This window comes from Luteibacter sp. CQ10, assembly GCF_040900725.1.
GTDB lineage: Bacteria > Pseudomonadota > Gammaproteobacteria > Xanthomonadales > Rhodanobacteraceae > Luteibacter.
The window spans coordinates 251527-277976 of the sequence record NZ_JAEUYM010000006.1; the positions used below are offsets into that span (position 1 = coordinate 251527).

The window sequence follows — 26450 nt, forward strand, 5'->3', positions numbered from 1 at the left end:
GCATCGCATCGATCTGCCGGGGGCGGACGTGACGTTCGCGCCCGAGTGGCTGGGGCGAGAAGAAGCGGATGCGCTGTTCGAGGTGCTGCACGCGGAGATTCCCTGGGAGGTGCACCGCCTGCGCATGTTCGGCCGTTGGGTGGACGCGCCCCGGTTGAATGCCTGGCTCGGCGATCCGGGTGCGAGCTATCGCTATTCGGGCAACACGTTCGAGCCGCATGCGTGGACACCCACGCTGCTGGCGCTACGCGACCGCGTGGAGGAGGCGTGCGGCACGCGTTTCAACAGCGTGCTGGCGAACCTCTACCGCGACGGGAGCGACCGCATGGGTTGGCACAGCGACGACGAACGCGAGCTGGGGCCGGAGCCGGTGATTGCGTCGGTGAGCCCGGGCGCGGTGCGCACGTTTCGCTTTCGGGCGAAGGCGGGTGGGGAGCCGGTCGGTATCGAATTGATGCACGGGAGCTTGCTGCGGATGGGGGAGGGGACGCAGCGGTTGTACAGGCATGAGTTGCCTGTGCGGAAGCGGGTGGCGGGAGCGCGGATCAACCTTACCTTTCGCTACATACATCAACCTGGCGGCGAGTCCCTTCGCCGATACGATCGGCTCCCACCCCTTCGGTAGCAAGGTTCGAAAATCTGCCTACCGAAGGGGTGGGAGCCGATCGTATCGGCGAACGGGATTACCTCGTCGCCGGGATGGCCTCGAACGTCCACCCCACCACCTGCCCCGACAACCGATCCATCGCCCGCCCGAAGGCCTCCACCACCTGCGGCACCTCCTTGCCTTGCACCGGCTCGCGCACTTCGAAGCGTCGGCTGCCGGCGATGTGGTGACGGCTGTCGGAGACCACGGCGTCGTAGCGGATGGTCACCTCCGGTTTGCCCGACACGTAGTCGGTCTGGAACGCGGCGAGGTTGCCGCCCAGTTCGTAATCGGCCGCGAGGTTGGCCTCGTCGGTGCTCAGGGCGGCGATGCGCCCGCTGTCGCGGAACGCGTCGGCCAGGCGGTCGCGGAACAGGTGCGGTACCGTGTCGCTCCAGCGCGCTCCCGCGTAGACGGTCATCGTGTTCGCCTCGGGCGACACGGCGATGCGTGGGTTGTCGATCGTGCGCGGCGCGCCCGGCGACATCACGCGCAAGCCCCAGTCGACGGATGCCACCATGCGCGGCCGTGCTCCCGGCGCCGCGGGCAGCGTGTAGGTGCGCGAGGCCTCCTGCTTGGGAAGGATCGAACAGGCCGTCAGCAGGCCGAGCAGCGGCAGGGCGACGAGGGCGCGCTTCATGGGGTGAACTCCTGGTTCTTTTCGCGGCCGAACAGGTAACCGCTGGGATTTTCGTCGAGACGGCGGGTGATCGAGCGCAGCGAACCGAGCGTGTCGCGCAGTTCGCGCAGCGCCGGGCCCAGGTCGCCGAGGCTGGAGGCGCCGCCGTTGATGGCGTCGGCATTGTCGTTGAGCACGCGGTCGATGGTGCCCATGGAGTGCTCCAGCGACGCCATGGCGTGCTGCGCGCTTTCCAGCGTGGCCTTGCCCTGGCCTTCGATCAGGCCGTTGGCGTTGTGCACCAGCCGCTGGCTTTCGGTGAGCGTGTCGTTGGCCTGCTTCGTGGCCACGGCGAGCTGCTTGATGAGCGTGCGGATGTCCTCGCGCTCGTCGGCGATCACGCCGGTGGTGCGATCCAGGTGGTCGAGCACGTTCTCGATGCGGTGCACGTTTTCCTTCGAGAGCAGCTTGTTCGCATGCTCCGCCGCCTGGTTGATGTTGGTGAGCAGGTCTTCGCCGTTGGAGAGCAGCCGCGCGAACGGCGACGGGTCGGCGACGATCACCGGCACCTCCCCGTCGTGCCCGATCAGCAGCGGGCTGCCCGGCGAGCCGCCGGAAAGCTGGATGATGGCCACGCCCGTGACGCCGGTGAGCGCGAGCTTCGCGTGAGTATCCTTGCGCAGCGGCGTGTCGCCGCTAATGCGCACGCGAGCCAGCACGCGGCGGGGATCTTCCGGATCGAGCTTCAGCTGCATCACGTCGCCCAGGCGGATGCCGTTGTACTGCACGGCGCCGCCGCGGGAGAGCCCGGTCACGGCCTCGTTGAAGACGATGTCGTAGTAGTTCCATTCCTGGTCGGCATGCGCCTTGGCGAGCCACACGCCGAAGAGCAGGCCGCCGAGCACGACGAACAGGGTGAAGGCGCCGATCAGGATGTGGTGGGCACGGGTTTCCATGGGATCAGTCCTTGCCTTTTTGGGCGGCGAAGGTGGCGGCGCGGCCACGCGGGCCGTTGAAATACGCCTGCACCCAGGCGTCGTCGGTGCGGGCCACCTCGTCGATGGGGCCGACGGCGAGCACGCGGCGCTGGGACAGTACGGCCACGCGGTCGCAGGTGGAATAGAGCGTATCCAGGTCGTGGGTGACCAGGAACACGGTGAGTCCGAGCGCGTTGCGCAGGGTGACGATGAGGCTGTCGAACGCGGCGGCGCTGATCGGGTCCAGGCCCGCGGTGGGTTCGTCGAGGAAGAGGATTTCCGGATCGAGCGCGAGGGCGCGGGCCAGCGCGGCGCGCTTGATCATGCCGCCGGACAGCTGCGAGGGATACTTGCGGCCGGCATCCACCGGCAATCCCGAGAGCGCCAGCTTCACCCCGGCCAGCCTTTGCGCGTCCGCGCGCGGCAGGTGCTCGTGTTCCACCAGGGGCAAGGCCACGTTCTCGGCGACGGTCAGCGAGGAGAACAGGGCACCGCTCTGGAACAGCACCCCGAAGCGGCGCTCCACCAGCGAGCGGCGGTCGTTGGGCAGGGACAGCAGGTCTTCGCCGAACACACGCACTTCGCCGGCGGCGGGGCGCACCAGGCCGACGATGGTTCGCAGCAACACCGACTTGCCCGTGCCCGAGCCACCCACGATGCCGATGATCTCGCCGCGGCGCACGTCGAGGTCGAGGTTCTCGTGCACGGTCTGCGTGCCGAAGCGGTTGACCAGGCCGCGTACCTGGATGACGTCGCCGGCGATCGGCGTGACGGTGGCGGGGGAGGCGTTCACCAGCCCATCTCCATATAGAAGAGGGCGGCGACGGCATCGAGCAGGATCACCACGAAGATCGACTGCACCACGCTGGAGGTGGTGTGCTCGCCCACGGACTGCGCGCTGCCGGACACTTTGAAGCCCTCCATGCAGCCGATCACCGCGATCATGAAGGCGAACACCGGCGCCTTCGCCACGCCCACGAGGAACTGCCCGATCGACATGTCGGCCTGGAACATCGACAGGAACATCGACGGCGACATCTTCAGCGACACGATGCACACCACGCCGCCGCCGACGATACCGGCCACCGTCGCCAGGAAGGTGAGCAGGGGCAGGGCGATCAACAGGGCGAGCACGCGCGGTAGCACCAGCAGTTCGATCGGCGACAGGCCCAGCGTGCGGATGGCGTCGATTTCCTCGCGCGCCTTCATCGAGCCGATCTGCGCGGTGAACGCGCTGGCCGTGCGGCCGGCCAAAAGGATGGCCGTGAGCAGCACCCCGAATTCGCGCAGGAAGGCGAAACCGATGAGGTCGACGGTGAACACCGTGGCACCGTAGCTGGCCAGCACGGTCGAGCCGAGGAAGGCCACGACGGCACCGACCATGAAGGAGAGCAGGGTGAGGATGGGCACCGCGTCGAGGCCGGTCTGCTCGATGTGGGACACCAGCGGGGTGACGCGCCAGCGACTGGGCCGCCACGCGGTGGTGGCGAAACCCTGCAGGGTGATGCCGATGAAGCCGAGCAGCTTGGCCGTCTGTCGCCAGAACGATCCCATGGCCCGGCCGATGCGCTCGAGCATCACCACGAAGCCGGCATCGCGCGGACGCTTGATGCCCTTGCAGTAGGTGTCGATGGCGTCGCCGACGGTCTTCAGCAAGGCTCGCCGCGCCGGTGGCAGCGAGGCGTCCTGCGCCAGGGCCTGGGTGCGCTTGCTGCCCAGCAGCTCGGCGATCACGAAGGCGCCGGAGGTATCCATGGCGCCGAGGCCGTGGATGTCCACGCGCACGTCCTTGCCGAGCGAGGGGGCGAGGTCGACGGCCTTGCGATGCAGGTCGACGTAGTGCGGCAAGGTCCAGTCGCCGGACAGCGACAGCCGGGCGCCGTCCGCGTCGCGGGCCAGGGTCACCGAGCCGGGGTGGGTGGAATTTGCCATGGAGCGAACACTAGCACTCTCCCGCGACATGTTGCGCTCGCGCTTGGCCTTGCGCGCCAACGCCCGGATAATGGCGGGCCCGCTTCCGTCCCGCATTCCCATGAAGGTAAGACCATGACCGACAAGACCGAACTCAATGCCACCCACCGCGAGCTTGGCGCCCGCATGGTCGACTTCGGCGGCTGGGACATGCCGATCGCCTACGGCTCCCAGATCGAGGAGCACCATGCGGTGCGCAAGGACGCCGGCATGTTCGACGTCTCCCACATGACGGTGGTCGACCTCACCGGTGAGCACACCCGCGGCTTCCTGAAGAAGCTCGTCGCCAACAACGTCGACAAGCTCGCCAAGCCGGGCAAGGCCCTGTACACCTGCATGCTCGACGAGAACGGCGGCGTCATCGACGACCTCATCGTCTATTTCCTGCGCGAGGATTTCTTCCGCCTGGTGGTTAACGCCGCCACGCGCGCAAAGGACCTGGCCTGGATCGAAAAGCAGGCCGCGGCCTTCGGCGTCACCGTACGCGAGCGTCCGGAGTTCGGCATGATCGCCGTGCAGGGTCCGAACGCGCGCGAGAAGCTCATCGGCCTGCTGCCGTCCGAGGTGCAGGAGAAGGCACGCAAGCTCGGCAAGTTCGCCGCCATCGAGGTCGAAGGTCCCAACGGCATGCCGCTGTTCCTCGCCCGCACCGGCTACACCGGCGAAGACGGCTTCGAGGTGGTGGTGCCGAACACGCGCGTCGTCGAACTGTGGAATCTTCTTAAGGACGCGGGCGTCGCCCCCGCCGGGCTGGGCGCGCGCGACACCCTTCGCCTGGAAGCCGGCATGAACCTCTACGGCCAGGACATGGACGAAACCGTCTCGCCGTGGGAAGCCGCGCTGGCCTGGACCATCTCGCTCGACGAGGGCCGCGACTTCATCGGTCGCGCGGCGCTGGAGAAGCACAAGGCCGACGGCGTGAAGCGCGTCATGGTCGGCCTGGTGATGGACGACAAGGGCGTGCTGCGCCACGGGCAGAAGGTGCTCACCGCCCACGGCGAGGGCGAGATCCTTTCCGGCGGCTTCGCTCCGACGCTGGGCAAGTCGATCGCCTTCGCGCGCATCCCCGCCGGCGAGCCCGGCGCGGTCCGCGTCGACATCCGCGGTCGCGAGGTACCGGTGCGCGTGGTGAAGTTCCCCTTCGTCCGCGACGGCCAGCCGATGCCGGGTATCGTCGACTGAGCGACACATATATATAGAGAAGGTCACGGAGGGTGCCTGTCACGCCATCCGTAGATCGGTACAATTGGCCACCCTTCCAACGCACCCCGTCCCGAGACATCGAGGAGCACCCATGAGCAACGAAATCCCCGGCGATCTGCATTTCCTCAAGTCCCACGAGTGGGTGCGCATCAACGACGACGGCACCGCCACCGTCGGCATCTCCGATCATGCGCAGTCGGCGCTGGGCGACCTGGTCTACGTCGAATTGCCGGAAGTGGGCAGTTCGGTCGAAGCGGGCGAAGGCAAGGGCGTGGCCGTCGTCGAGTCGGTGAAGGCCGCGTCGGACATCTACTCGCCGTTGTCGGGCGAGGTCGTGGCGGTGAACGAGACGCTCGCGGATGCTCCGGAAACGATCAACTCCGATGCCTACGGTGAAGGCTGGATCTTCAAGATCAAGTACACCGACCGGGCTGAAGTCGATGAGCTTCTCACTCCCGATGCGTATGCCGAACTGATCGAAAGCGAAGACCACTGATCCCGCGCGACATGCCCGAACCGATGCCGGTCGTCCTTCGACCGGCATTTTTTTGTCCGGAATCGAGGTCGGCGGGAAATTTTTTTTGCCCGCCAGTCGAATTCCGTTCATCCCCGAAACGACCCTCGCGCGGCACCCCGGCGGCCTTGCGCGGGCTGCTTGCAAGGTACGCGTCGCGTGCATGCGACGTTTCGGATAACGCGCGAAAAACATCTTTATTTAAGGCATTTCTTTCATGCCGAAGGTGTCGAATAAATCAATCGGCGGTGTCGCGCATTAGCCTTCGGGGTGATCGCGGAGGTCGTCGAAAAGCTCGGGTGCGAGGTGTGTGGACTTGGATATCCGGCCGCAAGACCTTCAATTTAGAGCCAAAATTTATTGACAGCGGATATGTTCAGGAATAGCTTTTGCGTCAATTGACGGGGAACCCGGAAATGGAAACAGAAACTTTCATCCGACCGTATGTGGAGCATGGTTCGAAAGCGGGAGCGGTTCGCAAGATCACAGTCTCGATTCCGCTGCATGTGCTTCGACTACTTTCCGATGAACGTACTCGCCGACAGGTCAACAATTTGAGGCACGCGACGAACAGCGACCTGCTGGTCGAAGCGTTCCTCCACGCTTTTACTGGGCAACCACTGCCAACTGATGAGGAGCTGAGACGAACCATGGCCACTGCCAAGAAAGCCACTGCCAAGAAGTCGGCCGCCAAAAAGGCGACCCGCAAGTCCACCACCAAGAAGACCGCCGCTCGCAAGTCGCCGGCGAAGAAGGCCTCGACCCGCAAGGTCGCGGCGAAGAAGGCGACCCGCAAGTCGCCGGCTCGCAAGACCGCCGCCAAGAAGGCCACCCGCAAGACGGCCGGCCGCAAGGTCGCCGCCAAGAAGGCGGTGAAGAAGGCTGTCCGTAAGGCTCCGGCCCGCAAGACCGCCGCCAAGAAGGCTACCCGCAAGACCGCTACGCGCAAGGCCGCTGCTCCGCGCAAGGCCGCTGCTCGCAAGACCCGCGTCGCCAAGGCTGCCGCTCCGGCCGCCGCGAAGGTGGCTCGCGCCACCAAGGCCGCCAAGGCCAAGTAAGCGTCACCGCTACATATAAGAAAGTAAGTAAGTGCGAATTCCCTCCCCGCGGTGCCCAGCGCGGGGAGGCATTTCGAACATTGACCCCGGCCTGTCCGGGGTTATTCATTTCATGGGCCACGAAAAGGCGACCTGCGCCGCACCCGGAAAACCTCCTAGCCCCACGCACTGGATTCACACGTCCGTTACGGTTACCTTTCAGCCGTATCGCGCTGCGGTGAACGGGGGGTTCTCCGCCATGCCACATGGGGGAGCGCGCAATGCGAAGAAGGGTCGATACGCATGGTTCCACGTCACCGCCTTTCCGCGCGCCCGCCGATGCGCGGCGCGATCCAGCCCGTCACGCTCGCCGTGATCGTCATCGTGGCGGCCCTCGCGGTCGCCGCATGGTTCCTGATCATCCGGCCGTACCAGGCGGCGATGTCCACCCAGGACGCCGCGTCCGCCGTCGCATCGCGACCGGCACGCACCCGTGACGCGCCGCTGGCGAACGTCGATGCGCTGAGCGTCGACCAGCTGCTCACCGAGGCGCGCACCGCCATGAACGATCAGCGGCTCGTCGCGCCGAAGGGCAACAACGCGTTCGAGTTCTACATGAAGGTGCTGCAAAAGCAGCCGGGCAACCCGGTGGCCGCGGACGCCTTGCGCGAGACCTTCTCCTACGGTGCGGCCGCCACCGAACAGACGATCAACCAGCGCGACTTCAACGAGGCGCAGCGGGAGATCGACCTGCTGGCCAAGGCCGATCCGGAGAACTACACGCTCACGATCCTGCGCTCGAAACTGGACGCGCAGCGCAAGACCCTCGACCGCGAGCAGCAGCAGGCCATCGACGCGCAGAAGGCCCAGCAACTCGCCCAGCAGAACGCCGCGAACGCGGCCAGGCAGAGGGCCGAGGAGCAGGCCGCCGAAGCGCAGCGCCAGCAGGCGGCACGCGACCAGGCCGCACGCGTGGCCCAGCAGCAACAGGCGCCCAAGCCGGCGACGGTGGCCGCGCCGACGCGTCCGGCGGCGGCGGACGCCGAGGCCATCACCGATGCGGTGCTGGTCAACCAGGTGAAGCCGCGTTATCCGACGGCGGCGCTGCGTGCGAACCAGGAAGGCTGGGTCGACGTCGAGCTCACCGTGGGTACGGACGGCGCGGTGAGCAACGTCACCGTGACCGACGCGCAGCCTCGCCACGTGTTCGATCGTTCGGCGATCGACGCAGTGAGCAAGTGGGAGTTCAAGCCGGCCATGCGCAACGGCGAGCCGATGGCGGTGACCTTGCGTCGGCGCTTGCAGTTCAACCTGGGCAGGTAAGTCGCTCGACCGATCTCACGGCCCTGGGCCCCTGCTTTCGCAGGGGCGACGCGAGGGGTATGCAGCGAGCCGCAACTTTGGAGCCCGTCGTTGCTGCGCACACAGGAACCTAGCGCCGGGCGTAAGGTCGAGCGACGACGCGAGGGGTATGCAGCGAGCCGCAACTTTGGAGCCCGTCGTTCCTGCGCACGCAGGAACCCAGCGCCGGGCGTAAGGTCGAGCGACGACGTTCCTACGGCTTTTTCTTTTTAGTCGCCGCCTTCTTGGGCGCCGCCTTGGCTTTGGCTTTAGCCTTCCCCTTCGCCACCGCCTTCGGCGCAGGCGCCGCCGCGTGTGCCGAACCCTCCACCCCGGCCCAATCCACGTGGGGCAACCCGAGCAGGCTGTCGAAGACCATCGGCATCAGCCCGGCGGGCATCGGTCCCGTGCCGTTCCACATGCTCACCACGCCCGCGTGGTACTTGGGGAAGAAGCCGATCATCGTGCGGTAACCCGATACGGCGCCCGCGTGATAGACCAGCGTCTCGCCCGAGTAGGTGAACACGCGCCAGCCCAGCGCGTAGTGCGCGTCGGTCACGCGCGCGCGGCGCCAGGGCAGCGAACGCTCTTCCGAGGGCGTGGGCACTTCCGGGGCATGCAGCACGTCGAGCGACGGCGTGGGCAGCACGTCGGGGCGGCCGCCCATCTGCGCGATGAGCCATTGCTCCATGTCGCGCAGGCTCGCGTTGACGCCGGCGGCGGGGGCGACGCGGTAGTAGCTGTCGTTGGGTTCGTAGGGAATCCAGTTGTGCGGGCCGCCGCGATGCGGGCGCGCCCAGCTCTTGCTCGCCTCGAGCGCGTCGCGGCCGTAGCTCGCGGTGGTCATGCCCAGGGGCGTGAAGATGCGGCGCTCCACCTGGCGGAAGAAATAATCGCCGGTGGTCGCGTAGATCACGTCGCCGATCATGCTGAAGGCGACGTTCTGGTAGCCGTAGCACGCGCCCACCTTGCAGGCGAGGTCCACCTCGTCGAGCTTGCGCACGAGTTCCTCGTAGGGCGCGTCGGCCTCGAGGAGGTTGTCGTAGGTGTTGCGAGGCAGGCCCAGGCGCTGGCCGAGGATGTCGCGCACCGTGGCCTGCTGCGCGGCCTGGAGATCCTTCAGCTTGAAGTACGGGATGGTGTCGACCAGCTTGGTGTCCCAGCTGAGGAACCCGGCGCGGACCAGCACGGCGGTGACGCCGGTGGCGAAAGCCTTGGACAGCGAGGCGAGGCGGAACACCGTCTCGGGCGTGGCCGGTTCTTTCGTCTTCTCGTTGGCGTAACCGAAGGCGCGCTCGTACACGACCTTGTCGTCGACCACGATGGCGGTGACCAGGGCGGGCGCGGCGTCGCGGGCCTCCGCCTCGTCGAGCCATCGCTTGTAGTTCTCGATGGTGTCCTTCACGCGCCCGGCCGGAAGTTTCTGCGCCTGCGGGTCGACGTGCACGACCGGCGGCTTCTGCGGAACGGCGGCGAGGGCGGAGGGCGCGGCCAGGGCGAAGGCCAGTGCGCTGGCAATCAGTGAAACGGAACGGAGCGGCATGCTTATCTCGCGGGAGCCCGGCGTCGGGTCGCGCCATAGGTGTAGGGACGAGTCGATTGTCTGCCAGTTCCGGTCCGGCGACAACGCATGACGGTGTCGTCCCCTTGATGACCCTGAACGGCCGCGGCGGCGTGCTAGGCTCTGGCCGGTCTCCACCGGACATAACCGGCCACCGTGAACGCCCGTCGACATGCCGCCCTCGGCGAGGGAGCCAACCTCGCGCTTTCGACCATCGCGTTCTTCATCGTGATGACGTCGTATTACGTGATCCGCCCCGTGCGCGACCAGCTCGTGGGTGCCGCCGGGTCGTCGTCGCTGCCGATGTTCTACCTGCTGGTCTTCGTCGTGATGCTGGTGCTCATGCCAGTCTTCGGCTGGCTCGTGTCGCGTTTTCCCCGACGGCAGGTGCTGACCTGCAGCTACATCTTCTTCGCGGGCTGTCTCGTCGCCTTCATGCCGGCCTTCGCCGCGCAGGATCGCATCGGCGCGGCCACCCTCGGCACGTTCTTCTTCGTCTGGGTCAGCGTGTTCATCCTGTTCGTGACGTCGCTGTTCTGGAGCCTGATGGCCGACGTCTACCGCAGCGCGCAGGCGCGGCTGGTGTTTCCGTTCATCGCGTTCGGCGGCATGGCGGGCGCGCTGACGGGGCCCTTGATCACGGCGGCCCTGGTGGCGCGGATCGGCGTGCCGCCCTTGTTGCTCGTGTCCGCCAGCGGCCTCTTGATCGCGATGGCACTGCTGCTGGCGGTGTCCTCGAACGCGGCCGGTAACGACGCCAGCGAGGGAGCGCCGATCGGCGGCTCGATCTTCGATGGCCTCAAGGCCGTCCTCTCCCGCCCCTTCCTGCGCAACATGGCGCTGCTGATGCTGCTCAGCGACGGCGTGGCGACCGTCGCCTATGCGCTGATGGCCGACTACACCAAGGCGCACTACGTCGACACCGCCGCCCGCACCGCTTTCTACGCGCGGCTGGACCTGGCCATCAACCTGCTCGGCGCGGTGCTGCAGCTCACCCTCACGCCGCTGATCCTGCGCGGGGCGGGGGCGTTGTGGGCGATGGTGGTGCCGTCGCTGGTGAACTTCGCGCTGCTCGTCGCCCTGGCCGTTTACGGCCCCATCGACATCGCGGCCTTCGGCGGAGTGATCTCGCTTATCACGCTCGTGCAGATCGGCACGCGAGGCCTGGCCTATGGCATGACCAAGCCGGCGAGCGACGCGCTCTACACGAGGATTCCGCGTGACGACCGCTACAAGGGCAAGAACGTGGTGGAAACCACGGTCTGGCGCCTGGGCGACCTGCTGGTGACCAGCGGCATCACGGCGTTGCGCGGCCTCGGCGCCAGCGTGGCGACGCTGGGCCTGATCTGCGCCGGACTGGCGGGCATCGCGACGATCGTGGCCCGCAACGCGGCCACGTCGCCCGACCTGCTTCCCGAAGACGAGAAGCGTTAGCCCGCGATGTAGCTCTCGAGCTGGTTGATGGTCTGCTTCTGCTCGAAGATCGTCGCCTTCACCAGGTCGCCGATGGATACCATGCCGGTCACGCGGCCGCCGTCGAGCACGGGCAGGTGGCGAATGCGGCTGTCGGTGCACAGGCGCATGCACTCGTCGACGGTGGCGTCGGGCGCCACGGTGACCACGCTCACGGTCATGATGTCGGCCACGGGCGTGTCGCGCGACGAGCGGTCCTTGAGGATCACCTTGCGTGCGTAGTCGCGTTCGGAAACGATGCCGACCAGCTCGCTGCCCTTCATGACGGTGAGGGCGCCCACGTTCTTCTCGGCCATCAGCCGGATCGCTTCGATGACGGGCGCGTCGGGCGCCACGGCAAACACGCCCCTGCCCTTGATGTCCAGGAGATGCTTGACCTGCTGCATGTTCGCCTCCACGGGTTTGCGCGGCGGGGCCGCCTTCGCTCCAGTCTACGCCGGGCGACGACGGAGGGCGTGGGCGACAGGTGAAAAGTCAGCGCGACCGGCCGCGCGCCGGCGGCGGGCGGTCGAGGTAGCCGGGGCCACCGAGCTGACCCATCTGCTGGAGGATCCAGGCCGTGCGCCGCTGCACGTAGGGGCTGGGCGCGTCGACGCGGTAGCGCCGCGGATTGGGCAGCACGGCGGCCAGGCGGGCGGCCTGGGCCGGGCCGATACGGGAAGGGGGCGCGTGGAAGAAGGCATCGCTCGCCGCTCCGACGCCGTAGACGCCGTCACCCAGCTCCACGATGTTCATGTACACCTCGAGGATCCGCCGTTTCGGCCAGAACGTCTCGATGAGCACCGTGTACCAGGCTTCCAGCCCCTTGCGCACGAAGCTTCGGCCGTTCCACAGGAAGAGGTTCTTGGCCACCTGCTGGCTGATGGTGCTGGCACCGCGCAGGCGCTTGCCTTCGTCGGCGGCATCGATGGCGTCCTGGATGGCGTCCACGTCGAAGCCGTGGTGGAAGGGGAATTTCTGGTCTTCGCCGGCGACCACGGCGATGCCCACCTGCGGCGAGATGGCGCTCCACGGCACCCAGCGGTGGCGGAAGTCGAAATCCTTCTCGCCCCCCACGAAGGCTTCCACGCGACGTTCCATCATCGTCGCGCTGGTCCAGGGCGGCACGAAGCGCAGCGCGATCACCACCAGGCAGGACAGGGCCAGCCAGGAGACGGCGAGCAGCACGAGGATGCGGAGGAGGCGGCGGGGCGTCGGTCTCATGGGGGCGGGATGACGGAGGATGGCGCAGTATAGGGCCGGGCTTGTCGCCGTATCAGGATGGCCCCATCTACCGACGGATCCGTAGGAGACCCCCCGTGACTGATTCGACCCGTACCACTCCCTCGACCGACGACGTGCTGCACCGCTTCATGCTGGAGAAGGCGGGCGTGCGTGGCGTGTTCGTGCGCCTGGGCACCAGCTGGCGCGAAATCGCCTCGCGGGTCGAATACCCCGATGCCCTGCGCGAAACGCTCGGCCAGGCGGTGGCGGCCAGTGCCCTGCTCACCGGGAACATCAAGTTCGAAGGTTCGCTCTCGCTGGAGTTCAAGAGCCAGGGCGCCGTGCGGCTGCTGTTCGCCGAGTGCACCGACAAGGGGCGCTTGCGCGGGCTGGCGCGCTTCGACGCCGAGACCCTCGGCGAATCGGTGAACCTCGGTGACATGGACGACGAGGTGCTCGCCATCACCGTGGGCAATGCGGAGCGTGGCCGTTACCAGGGCGTGGTCGACCTCACCGACAAGCATTCGATCGAATCCGCCCTCGAAGGCTATTTCGAGAAGTCCGAACAGCTGCCCGCCCGCATCATGCTTGCCGCGGACGGCGAGCGTGCCGTGGGCCTGATGCTGCAGCCGGTGCCGGGTGAGGGCGGTCACGATGCCGCCGAGGACGACGCGGACGCCTGGGATCGCGTCGGTGCGCTCACGTCCACGCTGGGCACGGCCGAGATGCTCACCACCGATCCGGCCGACCTGCTCTTCAAGCTGTACCACGAGGAGACGGTGCGGCTCTACGATCCCAAGCCGCTGGCCTTCGGCTGCACGTGCTCGCGCGAGCGGGTGGAAAGCATGCTCAAGGCGCTGGGCCACGACGAGGTGAAGGCCACGCTCGACGACCGCGACGGCGAGGTCGAGGTGATCTGCGAGTTCTGCGCCACGCGCTACGTGTTCGACCGGGTGGATGCGGAGCAGCTGTTCGTCGACGGCGACGTGCCGCCGGCGAACCATACGCTTCAGTAATCCCGATTCGCCGATGCGATCGGCTCCCACCCTTTGGTAGCGAGCTTCCTACCGAAGGGTGGGAGCCGATCGTATCGGCGAAATCAATCTGGCCTCAGGCGTCGAGGGACAGCGGCGCCCCGAGCCACTTGCTCGCCGGCGCCGGTTGCGCGAACAGGAATCCCTGCCCGAACCGGCAGCCGATGCGGCGCAGCGCGCGCATCTGCGTCTCCGTTTCGATGCCTTCGGCGATCACCTGCATGCGCAGCGAGTCGGCCAGCGCCTGGATGGCGCGGACCACCGCCGTGCTGTGCGCCTCGTTGTCCTCGGCCGGAAGGTCGATGACGAACGAGCGGTCGATCTTCAGCGTTTCGATCGGGTACTGGTGCAGGTAGCTCAGCGAGGAATACCCGGTGCCAAAGTCGTCGAGCGCGATGCCGACGCCATGGGCGCGAAGGTTTTCGAGGATGCGCTTGACCTGCGCGGGGTTCTCCAGCAGCGCCCGTTCGGTCACCTCCACGCGGATGCACTTGGCCGGCACCTTGTGCTGCGCGAGCAGGTCGAGCAGGCGCTGGTCGAGGTCGGGTGAGCGGAAGTGGCTGCCGGATACGTTGATGCTGACGAAGCCCTCGTCGCGGGTGAGCGCGCGCGCCTGGCGGACCACCTGCTGGAAGATCTGCCAGTCGATGGCTTCGGAGCAGCCGGTGTCCTCGGCCACGGCGAGGAAATCGCCTGGCGGCAGGAGGCCGCGCTCCGGATGACGCCAGCGCAGCAACGCCTCGTAGCCGACCACGCGGCTGTCTTCGAGGTGCACGATGGGCTGGTAGAACGGCACGAACTCGTGGCGCGTGAGCGCGCGGCGCAGGTCGCCTTCCAGTTCGAGCAGCGACAGGGCTTCGCGGCGCAGGCGGTCATCGAACACGGCGGCGCGATGGCGGCCTTCGTCCTTGGCGCGGTACATCGCCGAGTCGGCGTCGCGGAGCAGTTCTTCCGGGCGCGTGTACTCGGGCGTCGGCAGGGCGATGCCGATCGAGGCGGAGGTGAAGATCTCCTTCGCGCCCAGCCGGAACGGCGTCTGCAGTTGCGCGATGATGCGTTCGGCGATGTGCGTGGCGGCTTGCGGATCGGTGATGCCTTCCACCAGCACGGCGAATTCGTCGCCGCCCAGGCGCGCGACCACGTCGCGCGTCTTCAGGCAGGCGCGCACGCGGCCACCCACCTGGAAGAGCAGGTCGTCGCCGACGAGATGGCCCACCGAATCGTTGATGACCTTGAAGCGATCGAGGTCGATGAACAGTACCGCGAAGAGTTCGCCCGGGTTTTCGCGGTAATGGTTCAGCGCCTGCTCGAGGCGTTGCAGCAGCAGCGTGCGGTTGGGCAGGCCGGTGAGCGAGTCGTGCAGGGTTTCGTACTTGAGCCGGCGCTCGACGCGCTCGCGTTCGGCGATCTGCTCGCGCAGGTCGCGGTTGGCCAGGGCCAGCGCGCGCGTGCGTTCGGTCACCCGGCGCTCGAGGCTGGCATACGCCTGCTTGAGCGATTCGGTGGTGTATTTGCGCTGCAGCGCGTTGGCGATGTGGTAGCTCACGAAGGTGAGCAGTTCCTGGTCGCGTGCGCTGTAGGTGTGCTCGGGCGAGTAGCTCTGCACGGCGAGCACGCCCATGGATTTTTCGTTCCAGATGAGCGGCACGCCCAGCCAGTGCAGCGATTTGGCGCCCGTGGTGGAGAGCACCTGGTCGCGATTGAGGCGGTCGATCTCGGAACGGTCGGCGAGCAGGGCCTTGCCGTTGCGCAGCACGTATTCGGTGAGGCCCCGGCCCAGCTCGCGCGGCTCGCGCACGCCGTCGAGTTCGTCGACCGAGTACGGGAAGGTGAGCTTGGACTGGTCTTCGGAAAGCAGCGCGATGTAGAAGTTGCGCGCGTAGAGCAGGCCGCCGATCACGCGATGCACGGCGGCGTAGAAATTCTCGATGCTGTCGGAGGTGTTGGCCAGTTCGGCGATGCGGAACAATGCCGCCTGCAGGCGCTCGCCACGCTGGCGCTGCAACACCTGCTGGCGCAGCACGCGATTGGCCTCGCGTAGCGCGGCGGTGCGGGTGGTGACGCGGCGTTCGAGTTCCTCGTGCGCCTGGCGGCGCTCGAGCGCGGTCTGCACGTGCTGGGCCACGTAGGTCAGCAGCTCGCGGTCGTTGGGCGTGTAGCGGGTGTCGGCACGATAGCTCTGCACCACCAGCGCACCCACCACGTCGTCGCCGCGCTTCATCGGCACGCCGAGCCAGTCGTCCGAGGGCGGGCCGATGTCCACGCGGGGCCCGGGCAGGCTCTTCTCCAGGTCGGCACTGGCGCCCATGAGCGATTTGCCGCTCTGGAGGATGTGCCAGGTAAGGGTGTTCTCGATGGCCTCGATGGGCCGGATGGACTCCGGATCGGGCGGATCGGTGTCGACCGAATCGACGAAATAGGGAAAACGCACCGTGCGGCTCTGCGCGTCGTACAGCACGATGTAGAAATTCTCGGCGTACATGAGACTGCCCACGATGCCGTGCAGGGCGGTCATCATGTCGCGCATGTTGTGCTCGGCGCCGGCCTGTTCGGCGATGGCGTAAAGCGCGCGCTGCAGGCGTTCGGCCAGAGCGAGGCGTGAGATGGCCTCGTAGAGGTTGGCGGTTTCGGCCAGTTGGCGCAGGCGGGCGCCGGCCAGGCGGCCCAGCCAGTCGAACATGTCGGCCAGGGAGGCACTTTCGTCCGTGCCGGGGGTCAATACCAGCGATCGTTCGGTACGGGGATCGACGCCGAGTTCGATGGTGGTCGGGTCGGATGCCTGTGCACCCGCCTCCCGCCACTCGACCTGGGCATCGGGGTTCAGGCAGCGGGCGAAGGCCACGCACTCGTCGCGGACGACCTCGGGGTCGGCCGCGCGCAGCAGGCGCTCTACGGCGTCGTGCAGCGGCGCGGATTCGCCTGGACCGGGCGCCTGCAAAGCCGGGCTTTGGGATGGAGCGATGGTCATCGCCTGGATGGATTCCGGTCTTGGTCGGATCAGTCTATATGTGTTGGGGGCGGTCGCGCGATGGGCGCCTCGCCCACAGTCTCAATGCCCTTGCGCCTGAACGCGCAGGCCCCCTTGACGGTCATGAACGGCAGATATCGTCCATTCTGAAGACCCCCGATGGGGTGTTAGTAAAAAGTAAAACGAGATACACTGACAACCGTCCCGTCGACGGCTCGCGGCGGGGTTCGGGGATACGGGCCGCCTTCCGATCAATGGTTTCCATGCGCCGCACCTTGCTCTCCATGCTTTTGCTGATGCCGCTCGCCGCGGCAGGGCATGGCGTGTCCGAGGGCCTGGAAGGCACCGGGGCCATCCTGTACGCCGACCCGGCGCCGGCCGAAGGGGCCGATCCGCAAAGCGCGCTGCCGATGTGGCGCACGCCGGACGGTCGCACGCTGTCGGTTCGCTACAGCGACCGTGCCGATCCCACCCAGCCGCTGGCTCCGCGTCCGTTGGGCGCCAGCCCTTATGTGTCCAGCGGCCTGCAGTACGACCTCGGTCCGCGCCTGCAGGCGCATGCCTCGGTGAGCGGCCAGGGCTGGATCAATTCCGCCGAATCCTGCGGTGCGTCCGCCACCTCGCATGGCGACCGTTGCACGTCGCCGGGGGCACCTCCGCGCATCGTCGGCAGCGAAGTCGGCGCCACCTGGCGCGGCTCCGGTTATAGCGTTGGGCTGGGCGTGGGTTCCACGCGTCCTTCGGGCAACAGTCCCGCGCTGCCTCGCGTGCTGCCGGGCATGGCGTCCACCATGTCGGGCCTGCCGTTCGGTTCGCTCTCGTCGAGCACCGAACTCAATGCGCATGGCCGCCTCGATCTCGATGGCCGCAGCGGCCTGGATCTCGGTGCCAGCATCGGTCGCATTCGCCTGTTGCCGGGCAACCTGCTGGGCGTCGGTTCGGTCGACCAGAAGGCGCTGAGCCTCGGTGTCGATCGCGGTCCGCTGTACGGCACCATCACCGGCCGCACGATGCAGCCCGAAGCCGGCGTGGCCAACGGACTGAGCACCGATCGCCGCTGGAGCGCGATCGACCTGGGCGTCACCTTCCGCCTGCCGTGGCGGGGTGAGCTGTCGGTGGGCGCGCAGAACGTCTGGTCGTCGGGTACCACGCCGAACAATCCGGCATTGCCTGAACCCGACCAGTCGCGAACGCCGTACGTGCAGTACCACCAGGATCTATGAAAAAGGCCGCGAAGATCGCGGCCTTTTCGTTACAGGATTCGCCGATGCGATCGGCTCCCACCCTTCGGTAGCCAGACCGTCGAATCCCTGCTGCTTCGGAGGCCGGTGCATCCTGGGCTGTCCGGTCACCAGGGTCTTGCTACCGAAGGGGTGGGAGCCGATCGTATCGGCGAATCGGGCGTACCTCAGTTCCCGGCCTTGCGAATCCGCACGTCGCCGCTGAACGATTCCACGTGGATGTTCGCATCGCCGCCGCCGAGGGTGGCTTTCAGTTCCTTGCCCGGGCCGTCGTCGCCGCGCGAGGGCTGGCCCCAGTCGCTGCTGATGTCGCCGCTGAAGGTCGATGCGTCCAGCCGCGCCGACGTGGACGCGGGCAGCTGCAACTTCACGTCGCCACTCATCGCGTCGACGGTGAGCTTGCTGCCGCTGCTGCCGAGTGGGCCGCCGTTGATTTCGGTATCGCCCGACACGGTGCTGAAGTTGGCTTCCTTCCACGGACCGCCACCGATCGTCATCCGGCCGGAGACCGTCTGGCCTTCGACGTGCTGGCCGATGTTCGGGGCGGTGATGTCGCCCGAGACGGTCTGCAGGTCGGCCTTGTCGGCGCGGCCGGCCAGTTCGATCGTGCCGCTCACCGTCTGCATGCTGGCCGACGGCGTGCGCACGTTGGCCCGCACGCGGCCACTCACGGATTCGATGTCGATGCGGCCGCCTTCCAGTCCGTCGATGCTGACCGGCGCGCTCACCACCTTCACCTCGAGCTCCACGCCCTTGGGTACGCGCACGTTGAGGGTGGTGGGCCCCATGCTGCTGTCGTTGCCCCAGCTGAACCACTTGCCGTTGCCGCTGCCACCCTGTACGCGGATGTCGACGTTGCGGTCGTCGCCTTCCAGTTCGAGCGGGCGCACGCCGGTGCCGAGCGTGCCCGACACCTGGATCTGGTTGCGATCCCAGGCGGTGACGGTGACCTCGCCCTTGGTGTTGTCGATGCTGATGCGCGCGTTGGGGCGGATGTCCTTCGACAGGTTGATCGGTGTGGAGGCATGGGCCTGGCCGATCGACAGGGCCAACAGCAGGGGTGCGATGTAAAGGGTCTTCATGGTGGGGTTCCTCCCTGTTGGCTGTTAGCCGGCTTGCTTGTCGAAGTTACGCAGACGGTCACGCTGGCGCTCGGTGCGCAGCATCAGCCGTTGCAGGGCGGGTGAGTCGGGGTTTTCGCGCATCGCCTGGCTGAGTTCCAGGCGCGTGGCGTCAAGTTGTACCGCCGCGCCGGTGAGACGGGGGTCGGCGGGTTTCCATGCCTTGGTGGCGGCCAGTCCGTCGTTCGGCGTGGGCGAAACCAGGTGCAGGCCGATGCCGCCGCCGAGCACGGCCACGCCCGCGATGGCGGCGGCCATCAACCAGGGCCGCGCGCGGCGGTGCCGCACGGTGGCCGTGGGGACGGTTTCACCGAGCCGGGCTTCGATGTCCGTCCACAGGTCGCGGTGGGGCGAGACCGGACGGTTGAGCGAGCGCATCTGGCGCAGGTAGTCGAGTTCGTTCATGGCGTATCTCCCAGCGTGCGGCGGAGCAGGCCGCGCGCGCGGTGCAACTGTGCTTTGGAGGAACCCACCGCCATGCCGAGCTCGGCGGCGATTTCCTCGTGTTTCCAACCTTCCACGTCGTGCAGGACGAGCACGGCGCGGGCCCGTGGGGGCAGGCCCGCGATGGCTTTTTCCAATTCGTCGCGCTCGACGGCGCGCAACGGATTATCGGTATCGGTGATGTCGGGCAGGTGTTCGTCGTCGACGATGCTCACCGGATCGGCGTTGCGGGCGCGTATGGACATCAACGCCACGTTCACGGCCAACCGGTAGACCCACGTGCCGAATGCGCTTTCGAAGCGAAAGCCGTCGAGTTTCTGCCAGGCGCGCACGAAGGCTTCCTGGGTGAGGTCTTCGGCGCGCGCATGATCGTAGGCGGCCAGGCGCAGGATGGCGCCGTAGACGCGATCCGCATGCCGCCGGTAGAGCGTTTCGAACGCCTTGCGGTCGCCCGCCGCCGCGGCCCGCACCACGTCGTCGTCGGAGGACGCGACGGGCAGCTCAGGCTGCATGAAGGAAGTGGCGGCGAGGCATAGTGCATTCATCTTGCCAGCTTGGATGCGGGCAAGGGGGAAACGGTTTAAGGGACTGCCCGGCGTTCGGCTCCGAAGGAGTTCGCCGATGCGATCGGCTCCCACCCCTTCGGTAGCAGTGTTCAGGTGAACTGCCTACCGAAGGGGTGGGAGCCGATCGCATCGGCGAAGGGTGGAACCTCAGGCCACCTGTGCCGAGCGGCGCTCCTGGGCCGCCTCGAGCGCCTTGCTCACCCGCAGCCTCTCAGCCTTCAACCGCTCGGGCATGCGCTCGCCGAACCCGTCGAGATAGGTGGCGATGGCGTTGAGCTCTTCGATCCATCCGTCCACGTCGACGCGCGTCAGTTCGTCGAGGGTGGCTGCGGACACGTCGAGGCCCTCGGCGTTCAGTTCGCCCTGCGCCGGCACCGTACCGATCGGCGTTTCATGTCCGCTGGCCATCCCCTCGACACGACGGATCATCCAGTCGAGCACGCGCATGTTCTCGCCGTAGCCCGGCCACATGAAGCGCCCGTCGATGTCCTTGCGGAACCAGTTGACGTGGAAGATGCGCGGCAGCTTCATGCCCGGTTTGTCGAACGACAGCCAGTGGGCGAAGTAGTCGGCGAAGTTGTAGCCGCAGAACGGCTTCATGGCCATCGAATCGCGGCGAAGCACACCCACCGCGCCGGTGGCGGCGGCGGTGGTCTCCGAGCCCATCGAGGCTCCCACCAGGACGCCATGTGCCCAGTCCTTCGCCTCGAAGACCAGCGGCACCAGCGACGGGCGCCGGCCGCCGAAGACGATGGCCGAGATGGGAACGCCCCGGTCGTCTTCCGACTCCGGCGCCCAGCTCGGGCACTGCGTCGCGCTGACGGTGAAGCGCGAATTGGGATGCGCGGCCGGACCGTTGGCCGGATCGTAGGGACGGCCCTGCCAGTCGGTGACCGGCTCGCCTTCGCCCAGGCCTTCCCACCAGGGGCGGTTGTCCGCGGTGACGGCCACGTTGGTGAAGATGGCATCGTGGCCCAGCGTGGCCAGCGCGCTCGGGTTGGTGGTGGCGCCGGTGCCCGGCGCCACGCCGAAATAGCCGGCCTCGGGGTTGATCGCCCACAGGCGGCCGTCGGCGCCCGGCGTCATCCAGCAGATATCGTCGCCGACCGTCCAGACTTTCCAGCCGGCTTCGCGGTAACCCTCGCTGGGAATGAGCATCGCGAGGTTCGTCTTGCCGCAGGCGGAAGGAAAGGCGGCCGCGATGTAGTGTTTCTCGCCCTTGGGGTTCTCGATGCCGACGATGAGCATGTGCTCGGCGAGCCAGCCTTCGCGACGCGCCTGGTGGCTGGCGATGCGCAGCGCGTGGCACTTCTTGCCCAGCAGCGCGTTGCCGCCGTAGCCCGAGCCGATCGACTTGATCGTGAGTTCCTCGGGGAAATGCATGATGAAACGGCGCTCCGGATCGAGGTCGCCGATCGAGTGCAGGCCCTTCACGAACGTGCCTTCGCGCTCGATGCGGGCGAGGGCGGGCGCGCCCATGCGCGTCATGATGCGCATGTTGGCGACCACGTAGGGGCTGTCGGTGATCTCCACGCCACAGCGCGACAGCGGCGAGTCGATCGGGCCCATGCAATAGGGGATGACGTACATCGTGCGGCCCCGCATCGCGCCGTCGAACAGGGCGTCGATCTTGGCGTGGGCCTCGGCCGGCGCCATCCAGTGGTTGTTCGGGCCGGCGTCATCCTTTTCCGGCGTGCAGACCAGGGTGAGGTGCTCGACGCGGGCCACGTCGGACGGATGGGAGCGGTGCAGGTAGCTGCGCGGGTGGGTGGTTTCGTTCAGCGGCACCAGGGTGCCGTCCCTGAGCATCCCGGCGACGAGCTCCGCGTACTCCGCGTCGGATCCGTCGCACCAGACGACGGTGTCCGGCCGCGTGAGCCGGGCGACGTCGTCGACCCATCGATTGAGGGCTTCCAGGGAACTGCCGTGCGCTTGCATCCGTTGTGGTCTCCAAATAAAAGCAAGACCGACAGTAGTTTGCACCGCCTGGTATTGGCAAGGCACGGCGCAGCAAAGCTGCCATGCGGGTTTCGTCAGGGGGTGAGCGTGGCGATCATGTGCTCGACGTAGGCGTCGAATTCCTCGTGGCTGATGCGCGGCAGGCCGAGCGTGAAGTTCAGCTGGAGGAAGCCGACGTAGGCCGCGTAGGTCAGCCGCGCGCGATGCAGGGCGGAGACGGGATCGAGACCGGCCTCGGCATACATGCGGGTGAGAAAATCGATGCGACGCTGGGAGACGCGGGCCATCACCGGCACCACCTGCGGGTGGTCGAGCGCCTTGAGCAGCGCGGCGTACACCCGATGGGGCTGGAGTTCGTGGGCGACGCGGCGGAACAGTTCGGGGAAGCGCTCGCGCGGGTCGGCGATGCGCTCGATCTCGGCCAGCACCTCGCGTTCGCCGTATTCTTCCCAGCGTTCGAGCGAGGCCTGGAGCAGGGCCTCGCGCGTGCGAAAATGCCAGTAGAAGCTGCCCTTGGTGACGCCGAGGCGTCGCGCGAGGGCTTCCACCGCCAGGGCGCCGACGCCTTGCTCGGCAATGAGGGCGAGGGCTCCATCCTCCCAGTCTTCGGCGGACAGGCGGACGCGTTCGGTCTTGGCACCTTGGTTCATCGGCGCATGGTAACGGAGACGGCGCCGTTTGCAATCCGTCAGCGGTATCCCATGTTGCATAAAACCTTGACTTTTAAGTGCTTGGGTGACCATACGCATCCGTATTGACGATGCTTGCCGCACCCCACATACTCTGGCGTATGGTTGCCGACCCTCTCACCGCCCGCTCCGCCGTCTCGCATGTCGCCGCCGCCGACGGGATCGCCCTCGCGCTCGAGCGCTGGCGCGGTGAGCGCTCGCCCTCGCTGCTGTTCGCCCACGGCTTCGGCCAGACCCGCCACGCCTGGAACGGCGCCGCGCGCGCGCTGGCCGCGCAGGGGTACGACGCCGTCACCTTCGATGCGCGCGGGCACGGTGGCAGCGACTGGGTGCCGCGCGGCGAATACCACATGGAACAATTCGTCGACGACCTGCTTCGCGTGGCTTCCGTGTCGACGTCGTCCGACGGCCGCCGGCCGGTGATGGTGGGCGCGTCGATGGGGGGCTTGCTCGGCCTCGTGGCCGCTGGCGAGGCCGATCCGGACCACCCGCCGTTTTCGGCACTGGTGCTGGTGGACATCACGCCGCGCTGGGAAACCAAGGGCGTCGAGCGCATCCTCGGCTTCATGCGCGCCCATCCCGACGGATTCGCCGACTACGACGCCGCCGCGTCGGCCATCGAGGCCTATCTGCCGCATCGCCGCGAGCGCAAGACCGAAGCCCAGCTCAAGCCCCTGCTGCGCCAGGGCGACGACGGTCGCCTGCACTGGCATTGGGACCCGGCCCTGCTCGACGGCGTGGTCGCGGAGAGCGAGCGCTACCAGCCCCAGCTGTTCCAGGCCGCCGCGCGCGTGAAGGTGCCGGTGCTGCTGCTGTCCGGCGCGCGCAGCGACGTGGTATCCAGTCACACCGTGGACGAATTCCTGCGGCTCGTGCCGCATGCGCGCCACGTATCGCTGGCCGACGCCACCCACATGGTGGCCGGCGATGCCAACGACGCGTTCACCAACGAAGTGGCGTCCTTCGCCGAAACCCTTTCCCGGTCATAAACCCAAGCACCAACGTACGAGGTGATACCCATGTCTGCGATCCTGGTTGTGCTGGCGGCGCTGATCGCCTCCGGTGCATGTGCCTACCACCGCACGTCCCTGAAGACGTGGGCCATCGCCACGGCGGTGACGACGCTCGTCGTCGGCATCCTCGCGGGCGCGACCGTCACCACGGTCATCGTGCTGCTGATCCTGGCGGCCGTCGCCGTGCCGCTGCTGATGATCGACTTCCGTCGCAAGACCATCAGCGCGCCGCTGCTGTCGATGTTCGCGAAGGTCACGCCGAAGCTCTCCGACACCGAGCAGACGGCGCTGGAGGCCGGCACCGTCGGCTTCGAGGGTGAACTGTTCTCGGGCAAGCCCGACTGGTCGCAGCTGCTGCGCCAGCCGAAGCCGGAACTCTCCGTCGAAGAGCAGGCCTTCCTCGACGGTCCCGTCGAAGAACTGTGCGGCATGATCGACGACTGGAAGATCACCCACGAACTGGCCGACCTGCCGCCCGAGGTCTGGGAGTTCATCAAGAAGAACAAGTTCTTCGGCATGATCATCCCCAAGGCCTACGGCGGTCTCGGGTTCTCGGCGCTGGCGCATTCGGCCGTGCTGCAGAAGCTCTCCAGCATGTCGCAGACGCTGGCCTCCACCGTGGCCGTGCCCAACTCGCTCGGCCCGGGCGAGCTGTTGATGCATTACGGCAGCGACGAGCAGAAGAACCACTACCTGCCGCGCCTGGCCGACGGCCGTGAGATTCCCTGCTTCGCGCTCACCGGTCCGTACGCCGGTTCCGACGCCACGTCGATTCCCGACTTCGGCATCGTGGGCAAGGGCATGTGGAACGGCGAAGAGGTGGTCGGCGTTCGCCTCACCTTCGACAAGCGCTACATCACCCTGGCGCCGGTCGCCACCATCGTCGGCCTCGCCTTCCGCATGTACGACCCCGAGAAGCTGCTCGGCGAGAAGGAAGACCTGGGCATCACTCTGGCGCTGCTCCCGCGCGAAACCCCGGGGATGCAGATCGGTCGCCGTCATTTCCCGCTCAACACGCCGTTCCAGAACGGTCCGATCCACGCCAAGGACATGTTCGTGCCGTTGTCGGTGCTGATCGGCGGTCCGCACATGGCCGGGCAGGGCTGGCGCATGCTGGTCGAATGCCTGTCGGTGGGCCGCGCCATCTCGCTGCCGTCGAACGCCACCGGCGCCTCGCGCATGGCGGTGGCCGCCACCGGCGCCTACGCGCGCATGCGCAAGCAGTTCGGCCTCGCCATCGGCCGTTTCGAAGGCGTGGAAGAAGCCCTGGCCCGCATCGGTGGCCTCACCTACGCCACGCAGGCACTGTCGCGCGCCACGGCGGCGGCGGTCGATCGCGGCGAGAAGCCGGCGGTGCCGTCGGCCATCGCGAAGTATCACGCCACCGAGTGGTGCCGCCAGATCGCGTCCGACGCGATGGACGTGCACGGCGGCAAGGGCGTGATCCTCGGCCCGAAGAACTACATGGGCCGCGGCTGGCAGAGCGTGCCGATCGCCATCACGGTGGAAGGCGCGAACATCATGACGCGCAGCCTGATGATCTTCGGCCAGGGTGCCATCCGCTGCCATCCCTACGTGCTGAAGGAAATGCAGGCGCTCAACATCGCCGATTACCGCGAGCGCCTGAAGACCTTCGACAAGGTGCTGTTCGCCCACATCGGCTTCGGCTTCTCCAACGCGGTGCGCAGCTTCGTGCTGGGCGTCACCGCCGCGAAGATCGGCGAGGGTGCCGGCGATGCGTACACGCGCCGTTACTACCGCAAGCTCAACCGCTACTCGGCGGCGCTGGCGCTGTGCGCCGACGTGGCCATGGGCGTGCTGGGCGGCAAGCTGAAGTTCAAGGAAAAGCTGTCGGCCCGCCTGGGTGACGTGCTTTCGTACCTCTACATCGCCAGCGCGATGCTGAAGCGTTACGAAGACACCGGCCGTCCGGAAGCCGACCGTCCGCTGCTGGCCTGGGCGTTCCACGAGTGCATGTGGCGCATCCAGAACGCGCTCGACGGCGTCATCCGCAACTTCCCGGTGCGTCCGGTGGCCTGGCTGCTGCGCTTCCTGGTGTTCCCGTTCGGCCGCCGCGAAGTGCCGCCGTCGGATCGCCTGGGCCGTCGCGTGGCCGCGCTCATCACTGCGCCGAGCGAAGCTCGCGATCGCCTCATCACGTGGACTTACATGAGCCCCACGGCGAACAACACGGTCGGCCGCATGAACGCGATCCTGCCCGACGTGATCGCCGCCGAGCCGGTGGAGCGCAAGTTCGTCAAGGCGCTCAAGAGCGGCCAGTTGCATGCGCACACGTACAACGAACAGCTCGTCGAGGCGGAGAAGTTGGGCGCCATCACGGCCGCGGAGCGCGACCTGCTCCAGCGCGTGCGCGATGGCGTGGCCGAGTTCATTTCGGTCGACGACTTCGACAGCGACGAGCTGCGTGCGAACGTGGTGAGCAAGGCGGAGAAAATGGAGGCGTCGCGAGCGGCGTAAGCCCCTTGCGTCACTCCTCGAAAAAGGCCGCGGATCACCGCGGCCTTTTTTTATGCCTCACGTCATTCCTGCGCACGCAGGAATCCAGCGCCTCGGTAGCCGGTATCGCGTCGCCCTGGCATCGGTTCATTCGCTACCGCGAATGCGTGTATCCACGCGCCGTTGGCGCGAAGAGCGATGCGGACCGAGGCAATCGCCCCGGCCGCGCGCCCTGTCGGCCGCACGTCGCCCGTCCCCTTCGGGGCACGGACCTCTACGCGGGGTTCTTCGACTCGACATCCTGTCTCGGCGAAGAACGACGGTCATCCTGACCGTCGCCCCTGCGGGGTCTCTTCCGCTCCGAGGTCCTCGGGCGCCTAACGCGGCCGACAGGGCGCGCGGCCGGGGCTCTT

The 26450-nt window shown here is 67.3% G+C and carries 23 protein-coding genes; 10 read left to right on the forward strand and 13 right to left on the reverse strand.

What is annotated here, in order from left to right:
• Nucleotides 1-28 precede the first annotated feature (28 nt).
• Complete coding sequence (locus JNG39_RS20010) at nucleotides 29-625, forward strand: alpha-ketoglutarate-dependent dioxygenase AlkB (protein ID WP_368313719.1); 597 nt, start codon at nucleotides 29-31, stop codon at nucleotides 623-625.
• Nucleotides 626-683: 58 nt separating this feature from the next.
• Here JNG39_RS20010 and JNG39_RS20015 read toward each other — a convergent pair whose 3' ends face one another.
• From JNG39_RS20015 to JNG39_RS20030, 4 genes are read right to left on the reverse strand one after another with little or no spacing between them, the layout of a single operon-like run.
• Entirely contained in the window at nucleotides 684-1286 is a 603-nt protein-coding gene (locus tag JNG39_RS20015; RefSeq protein ID WP_368313720.1) for an ABC-type transport auxiliary lipoprotein family protein, read from the reverse strand.
• Complete coding sequence (locus JNG39_RS20020) at nucleotides 1283-2221, reverse strand: MlaD family protein (RefSeq protein ID WP_368313721.1); 939 nt, start codon at nucleotides 2219-2221, stop codon at nucleotides 1283-1285. The genes JNG39_RS20015 and JNG39_RS20020 overlap by 4 nt, the downstream gene beginning before the upstream one ends.
• A 4-nt stretch (nucleotides 2222-2225) precedes the next feature.
• Complete coding sequence (locus JNG39_RS20025; protein ID WP_368313722.1) at nucleotides 2226-3035, reverse strand: ABC transporter ATP-binding protein; 810 nt, start codon at nucleotides 3033-3035, stop codon at nucleotides 2226-2228.
• Nucleotides 3032-4174, reverse strand: coding sequence for an ABC transporter permease (locus tag JNG39_RS20030; RefSeq protein WP_368313723.1), 1143 nt, complete (start codon nucleotides 4172-4174; stop codon nucleotides 3032-3034). The genes JNG39_RS20025 and JNG39_RS20030 overlap by 4 nt, the downstream gene beginning before the upstream one ends.
• A 114-nt stretch (nucleotides 4175-4288) precedes the next feature.
• On the opposite strand from JNG39_RS20030, the gene gcvT reads away from it, so the two are divergent.
• From gcvT to JNG39_RS20050, 4 genes are all read left to right on the forward strand, one after another.
• A complete protein-coding gene (gene gcvT, locus JNG39_RS20035) occupies nucleotides 4289-5395 on the forward strand; it encodes a glycine cleavage system aminomethyltransferase GcvT (protein ID WP_368313724.1) in 1107 nt (368 codons plus the stop codon).
• Between the two features lie 112 nt (nucleotides 5396-5507).
• Complete coding sequence (gene gcvH, locus JNG39_RS20040; RefSeq protein ID WP_368313725.1) at nucleotides 5508-5912, forward strand: glycine cleavage system protein GcvH; 405 nt, start codon at nucleotides 5508-5510, stop codon at nucleotides 5910-5912.
• 434 nt (nucleotides 5913-6346) lie between these two features.
• Complete coding sequence (gene metJ / locus JNG39_RS20045) at nucleotides 6347-6988, forward strand: met regulon transcriptional regulator MetJ (protein WP_345780014.1); 642 nt, start codon at nucleotides 6347-6349, stop codon at nucleotides 6986-6988.
• A gap of 282 nt (nucleotides 6989-7270) precedes the next feature.
• On the forward strand, nucleotides 7271-8290 hold the full coding sequence (locus JNG39_RS20050; protein ID WP_368313726.1) for an energy transducer TonB: 1020 nt from the start codon (nucleotides 7271-7273) through the stop codon (nucleotides 8288-8290).
• A gap of 232 nt (nucleotides 8291-8522) precedes the next feature.
• Here JNG39_RS20050 and JNG39_RS20055 read toward each other — a convergent pair whose 3' ends face one another.
• Nucleotides 8523-9851 carry a serine hydrolase domain-containing protein gene (locus JNG39_RS20055; RefSeq protein ID WP_368313727.1) on the reverse strand — a complete coding sequence of 443 codons (1329 nt, stop codon included), beginning with the start codon at nucleotides 9849-9851 and terminating at the stop codon, nucleotides 8523-8525.
• Between the two features lie 174 nt (nucleotides 9852-10025).
• Between JNG39_RS20055 and JNG39_RS20060 the strand changes: the two genes are divergently transcribed.
• Nucleotides 10026-11303, forward strand: coding sequence for an NTP/NDP exchange transporter (locus JNG39_RS20060; protein ID WP_368313728.1), 1278 nt, complete (start codon nucleotides 10026-10028; stop codon nucleotides 11301-11303).
• Here the strand turns inward: JNG39_RS20060 and JNG39_RS20065 are convergent.
• Both JNG39_RS20065 and mtgA read right to left on the reverse strand, forming a co-directional pair.
• Nucleotides 11300-11728 carry a CBS domain-containing protein gene (locus JNG39_RS20065; protein ID WP_368313729.1) on the reverse strand — a complete coding sequence of 143 codons (429 nt, stop codon included), beginning with the start codon at nucleotides 11726-11728 and terminating at the stop codon, nucleotides 11300-11302. The genes JNG39_RS20060 and JNG39_RS20065 overlap by 4 nt on opposite strands.
• A gap of 88 nt (nucleotides 11729-11816) precedes the next feature.
• Complete coding sequence (mtgA, locus tag JNG39_RS20070; RefSeq protein ID WP_368313730.1) at nucleotides 11817-12545, reverse strand: monofunctional biosynthetic peptidoglycan transglycosylase; 729 nt, start codon at nucleotides 12543-12545, stop codon at nucleotides 11817-11819.
• A 95-nt stretch (nucleotides 12546-12640) separates the two neighbouring features.
• On the opposite strand from mtgA, the gene JNG39_RS20075 reads away from it, so the two are divergent.
• Nucleotides 12641-13561, forward strand: coding sequence for an Hsp33 family molecular chaperone HslO (locus JNG39_RS20075; RefSeq protein WP_368313731.1), 921 nt, complete (start codon nucleotides 12641-12643; stop codon nucleotides 13559-13561).
• 94 nt (nucleotides 13562-13655) lie between these two features.
• Here JNG39_RS20075 and JNG39_RS20080 read toward each other — a convergent pair whose 3' ends face one another.
• Nucleotides 13656-16547, reverse strand: coding sequence for an EAL domain-containing protein (locus JNG39_RS20080; RefSeq protein WP_368313732.1), 2892 nt, complete (start codon nucleotides 16545-16547; stop codon nucleotides 13656-13658).
• Nucleotides 16548-16810: 263 nt separating this feature from the next.
• On the opposite strand from JNG39_RS20080, the gene JNG39_RS20085 reads away from it, so the two are divergent.
• Entirely contained in the window at nucleotides 16811-17770 is a 960-nt protein-coding gene (locus JNG39_RS20085) for a hypothetical protein (protein ID WP_368313733.1), read from the forward strand.
• 185 nt (nucleotides 17771-17955) lie between these two features.
• On the opposite strand, the gene JNG39_RS20090 is transcribed toward JNG39_RS20085, so the two are convergent.
• From JNG39_RS20090 to JNG39_RS20110, 5 genes are all read right to left on the reverse strand, one after another.
• The gene (locus JNG39_RS20090) at nucleotides 17956-18870 is read right to left on the reverse strand and encodes a DUF4097 domain-containing protein (RefSeq protein WP_368313734.1); all 915 of its coding nucleotides are present in this window, start codon (nucleotides 18868-18870) and stop codon (nucleotides 17956-17958) included.
• A gap of 24 nt (nucleotides 18871-18894) precedes the next feature.
• A complete protein-coding gene (locus JNG39_RS20095) occupies nucleotides 18895-19314 on the reverse strand; it encodes a hypothetical protein (protein ID WP_368313735.1) in 420 nt (139 codons plus the stop codon).
• On the reverse strand, nucleotides 19311-19865 hold the full coding sequence (locus JNG39_RS20100; protein WP_247375119.1) for an RNA polymerase sigma factor: 555 nt from the start codon (nucleotides 19863-19865) through the stop codon (nucleotides 19311-19313). Before JNG39_RS20100 ends, JNG39_RS20095 begins: the two co-directional genes overlap by 4 nt.
• A 201-nt stretch (nucleotides 19866-20066) precedes the next feature.
• Nucleotides 20067-21857 carry a phosphoenolpyruvate carboxykinase (GTP) gene (locus tag JNG39_RS20105; RefSeq protein ID WP_368313736.1) on the reverse strand — a complete coding sequence of 597 codons (1791 nt, stop codon included), beginning with the start codon at nucleotides 21855-21857 and terminating at the stop codon, nucleotides 20067-20069.
• A gap of 95 nt (nucleotides 21858-21952) precedes the next feature.
• Complete coding sequence (locus JNG39_RS20110; protein ID WP_368313737.1) at nucleotides 21953-22528, reverse strand: TetR/AcrR family transcriptional regulator; 576 nt, start codon at nucleotides 22526-22528, stop codon at nucleotides 21953-21955.
• A gap of 140 nt (nucleotides 22529-22668) precedes the next feature.
• On the opposite strand from JNG39_RS20110, the gene JNG39_RS20115 reads away from it, so the two are divergent.
• Nucleotides 22669-23556: an alpha/beta fold hydrolase gene (locus tag JNG39_RS20115; RefSeq protein ID WP_368313738.1), complete on the forward strand. Its 888-nt coding sequence runs from the start codon at nucleotides 22669-22671 to the stop codon at nucleotides 23554-23556.
• Between the two features lie 30 nt (nucleotides 23557-23586).
• Complete coding sequence (locus tag JNG39_RS20120; RefSeq protein WP_368313739.1) at nucleotides 23587-26058, forward strand: acyl-CoA dehydrogenase; 2472 nt, start codon at nucleotides 23587-23589, stop codon at nucleotides 26056-26058.
• Nucleotides 26059-26450: the final 392 nt, after the last annotated feature.

Coding starts and splice junctions, on each gene's coding strand:
- JNG39_RS20115 (WP_368313738.1), top strand. CDS start 22,669: ATGGTTGCCGACCCTCTCACCGCCCGCTCCGCCGTCTCGCATGTCGCC.
- JNG39_RS20080 (WP_368313732.1), bottom strand. CDS start 16,547: ATGACCATCGCTCCATCCCAAAGCCCGGCTTTGCAGGCGCCCGGTCCA.
- JNG39_RS20120 (WP_368313739.1), top strand. CDS start 23,587: ATGTCTGCGATCCTGGTTGTGCTGGCGGCGCTGATCGCCTCCGGTGCA.
- JNG39_RS20055 (WP_368313727.1), bottom strand. CDS start 9,851: ATGCCGCTCCGTTCCGTTTCACTGATTGCCAGCGCACTGGCCTTCGCC.
- JNG39_RS20085 (WP_368313733.1), top strand. CDS start 16,811: ATGCGCCGCACCTTGCTCTCCATGCTTTTGCTGATGCCGCTCGCCGCG.
- metJ (WP_345780014.1), top strand. CDS start 6,347: ATGGAAACAGAAACTTTCATCCGACCGTATGTGGAGCATGGTTCGAAA.
- gcvH (WP_368313725.1), top strand. CDS start 5,508: ATGAGCAACGAAATCCCCGGCGATCTGCATTTCCTCAAGTCCCACGAG.
- gcvT (WP_368313724.1), top strand. CDS start 4,289: ATGACCGACAAGACCGAACTCAATGCCACCCACCGCGAGCTTGGCGCC.
- JNG39_RS20110 (WP_368313737.1), bottom strand. CDS start 22,528: ATGAACCAAGGTGCCAAGACCGAACGCGTCCGCCTGTCCGCCGAAGAC.
- JNG39_RS20105 (WP_368313736.1), bottom strand. CDS start 21,857: ATGCAAGCGCACGGCAGTTCCCTGGAAGCCCTCAATCGATGGGTCGAC.
- JNG39_RS20030 (WP_368313723.1), bottom strand. CDS start 4,174: ATGGCAAATTCCACCCACCCCGGCTCGGTGACCCTGGCCCGCGACGCG.
- JNG39_RS20015 (WP_368313720.1), bottom strand. CDS start 1,286: ATGAAGCGCGCCCTCGTCGCCCTGCCGCTGCTCGGCCTGCTGACGGCC.
- JNG39_RS20090 (WP_368313734.1), bottom strand. CDS start 18,870: ATGAAGACCCTTTACATCGCACCCCTGCTGTTGGCCCTGTCGATCGGC.
- JNG39_RS20095 (WP_368313735.1), bottom strand. CDS start 19,314: ATGAACGAACTCGACTACCTGCGCCAGATGCGCTCGCTCAACCGTCCG.
- JNG39_RS20020 (WP_368313721.1), bottom strand. CDS start 2,221: ATGGAAACCCGTGCCCACCACATCCTGATCGGCGCCTTCACCCTGTTC.
- JNG39_RS20050 (WP_368313726.1), top strand. CDS start 7,271: ATGGTTCCACGTCACCGCCTTTCCGCGCGCCCGCCGATGCGCGGCGCG.
- mtgA (WP_368313730.1), bottom strand. CDS start 12,545: ATGAGACCGACGCCCCGCCGCCTCCTCCGCATCCTCGTGCTGCTCGCC.
- JNG39_RS20065 (WP_368313729.1), bottom strand. CDS start 11,728: ATGCAGCAGGTCAAGCATCTCCTGGACATCAAGGGCAGGGGCGTGTTT.
- JNG39_RS20100 (WP_247375119.1), bottom strand. CDS start 19,865: ATGCAGCCTGAGCTGCCCGTCGCGTCCTCCGACGACGACGTGGTGCGG.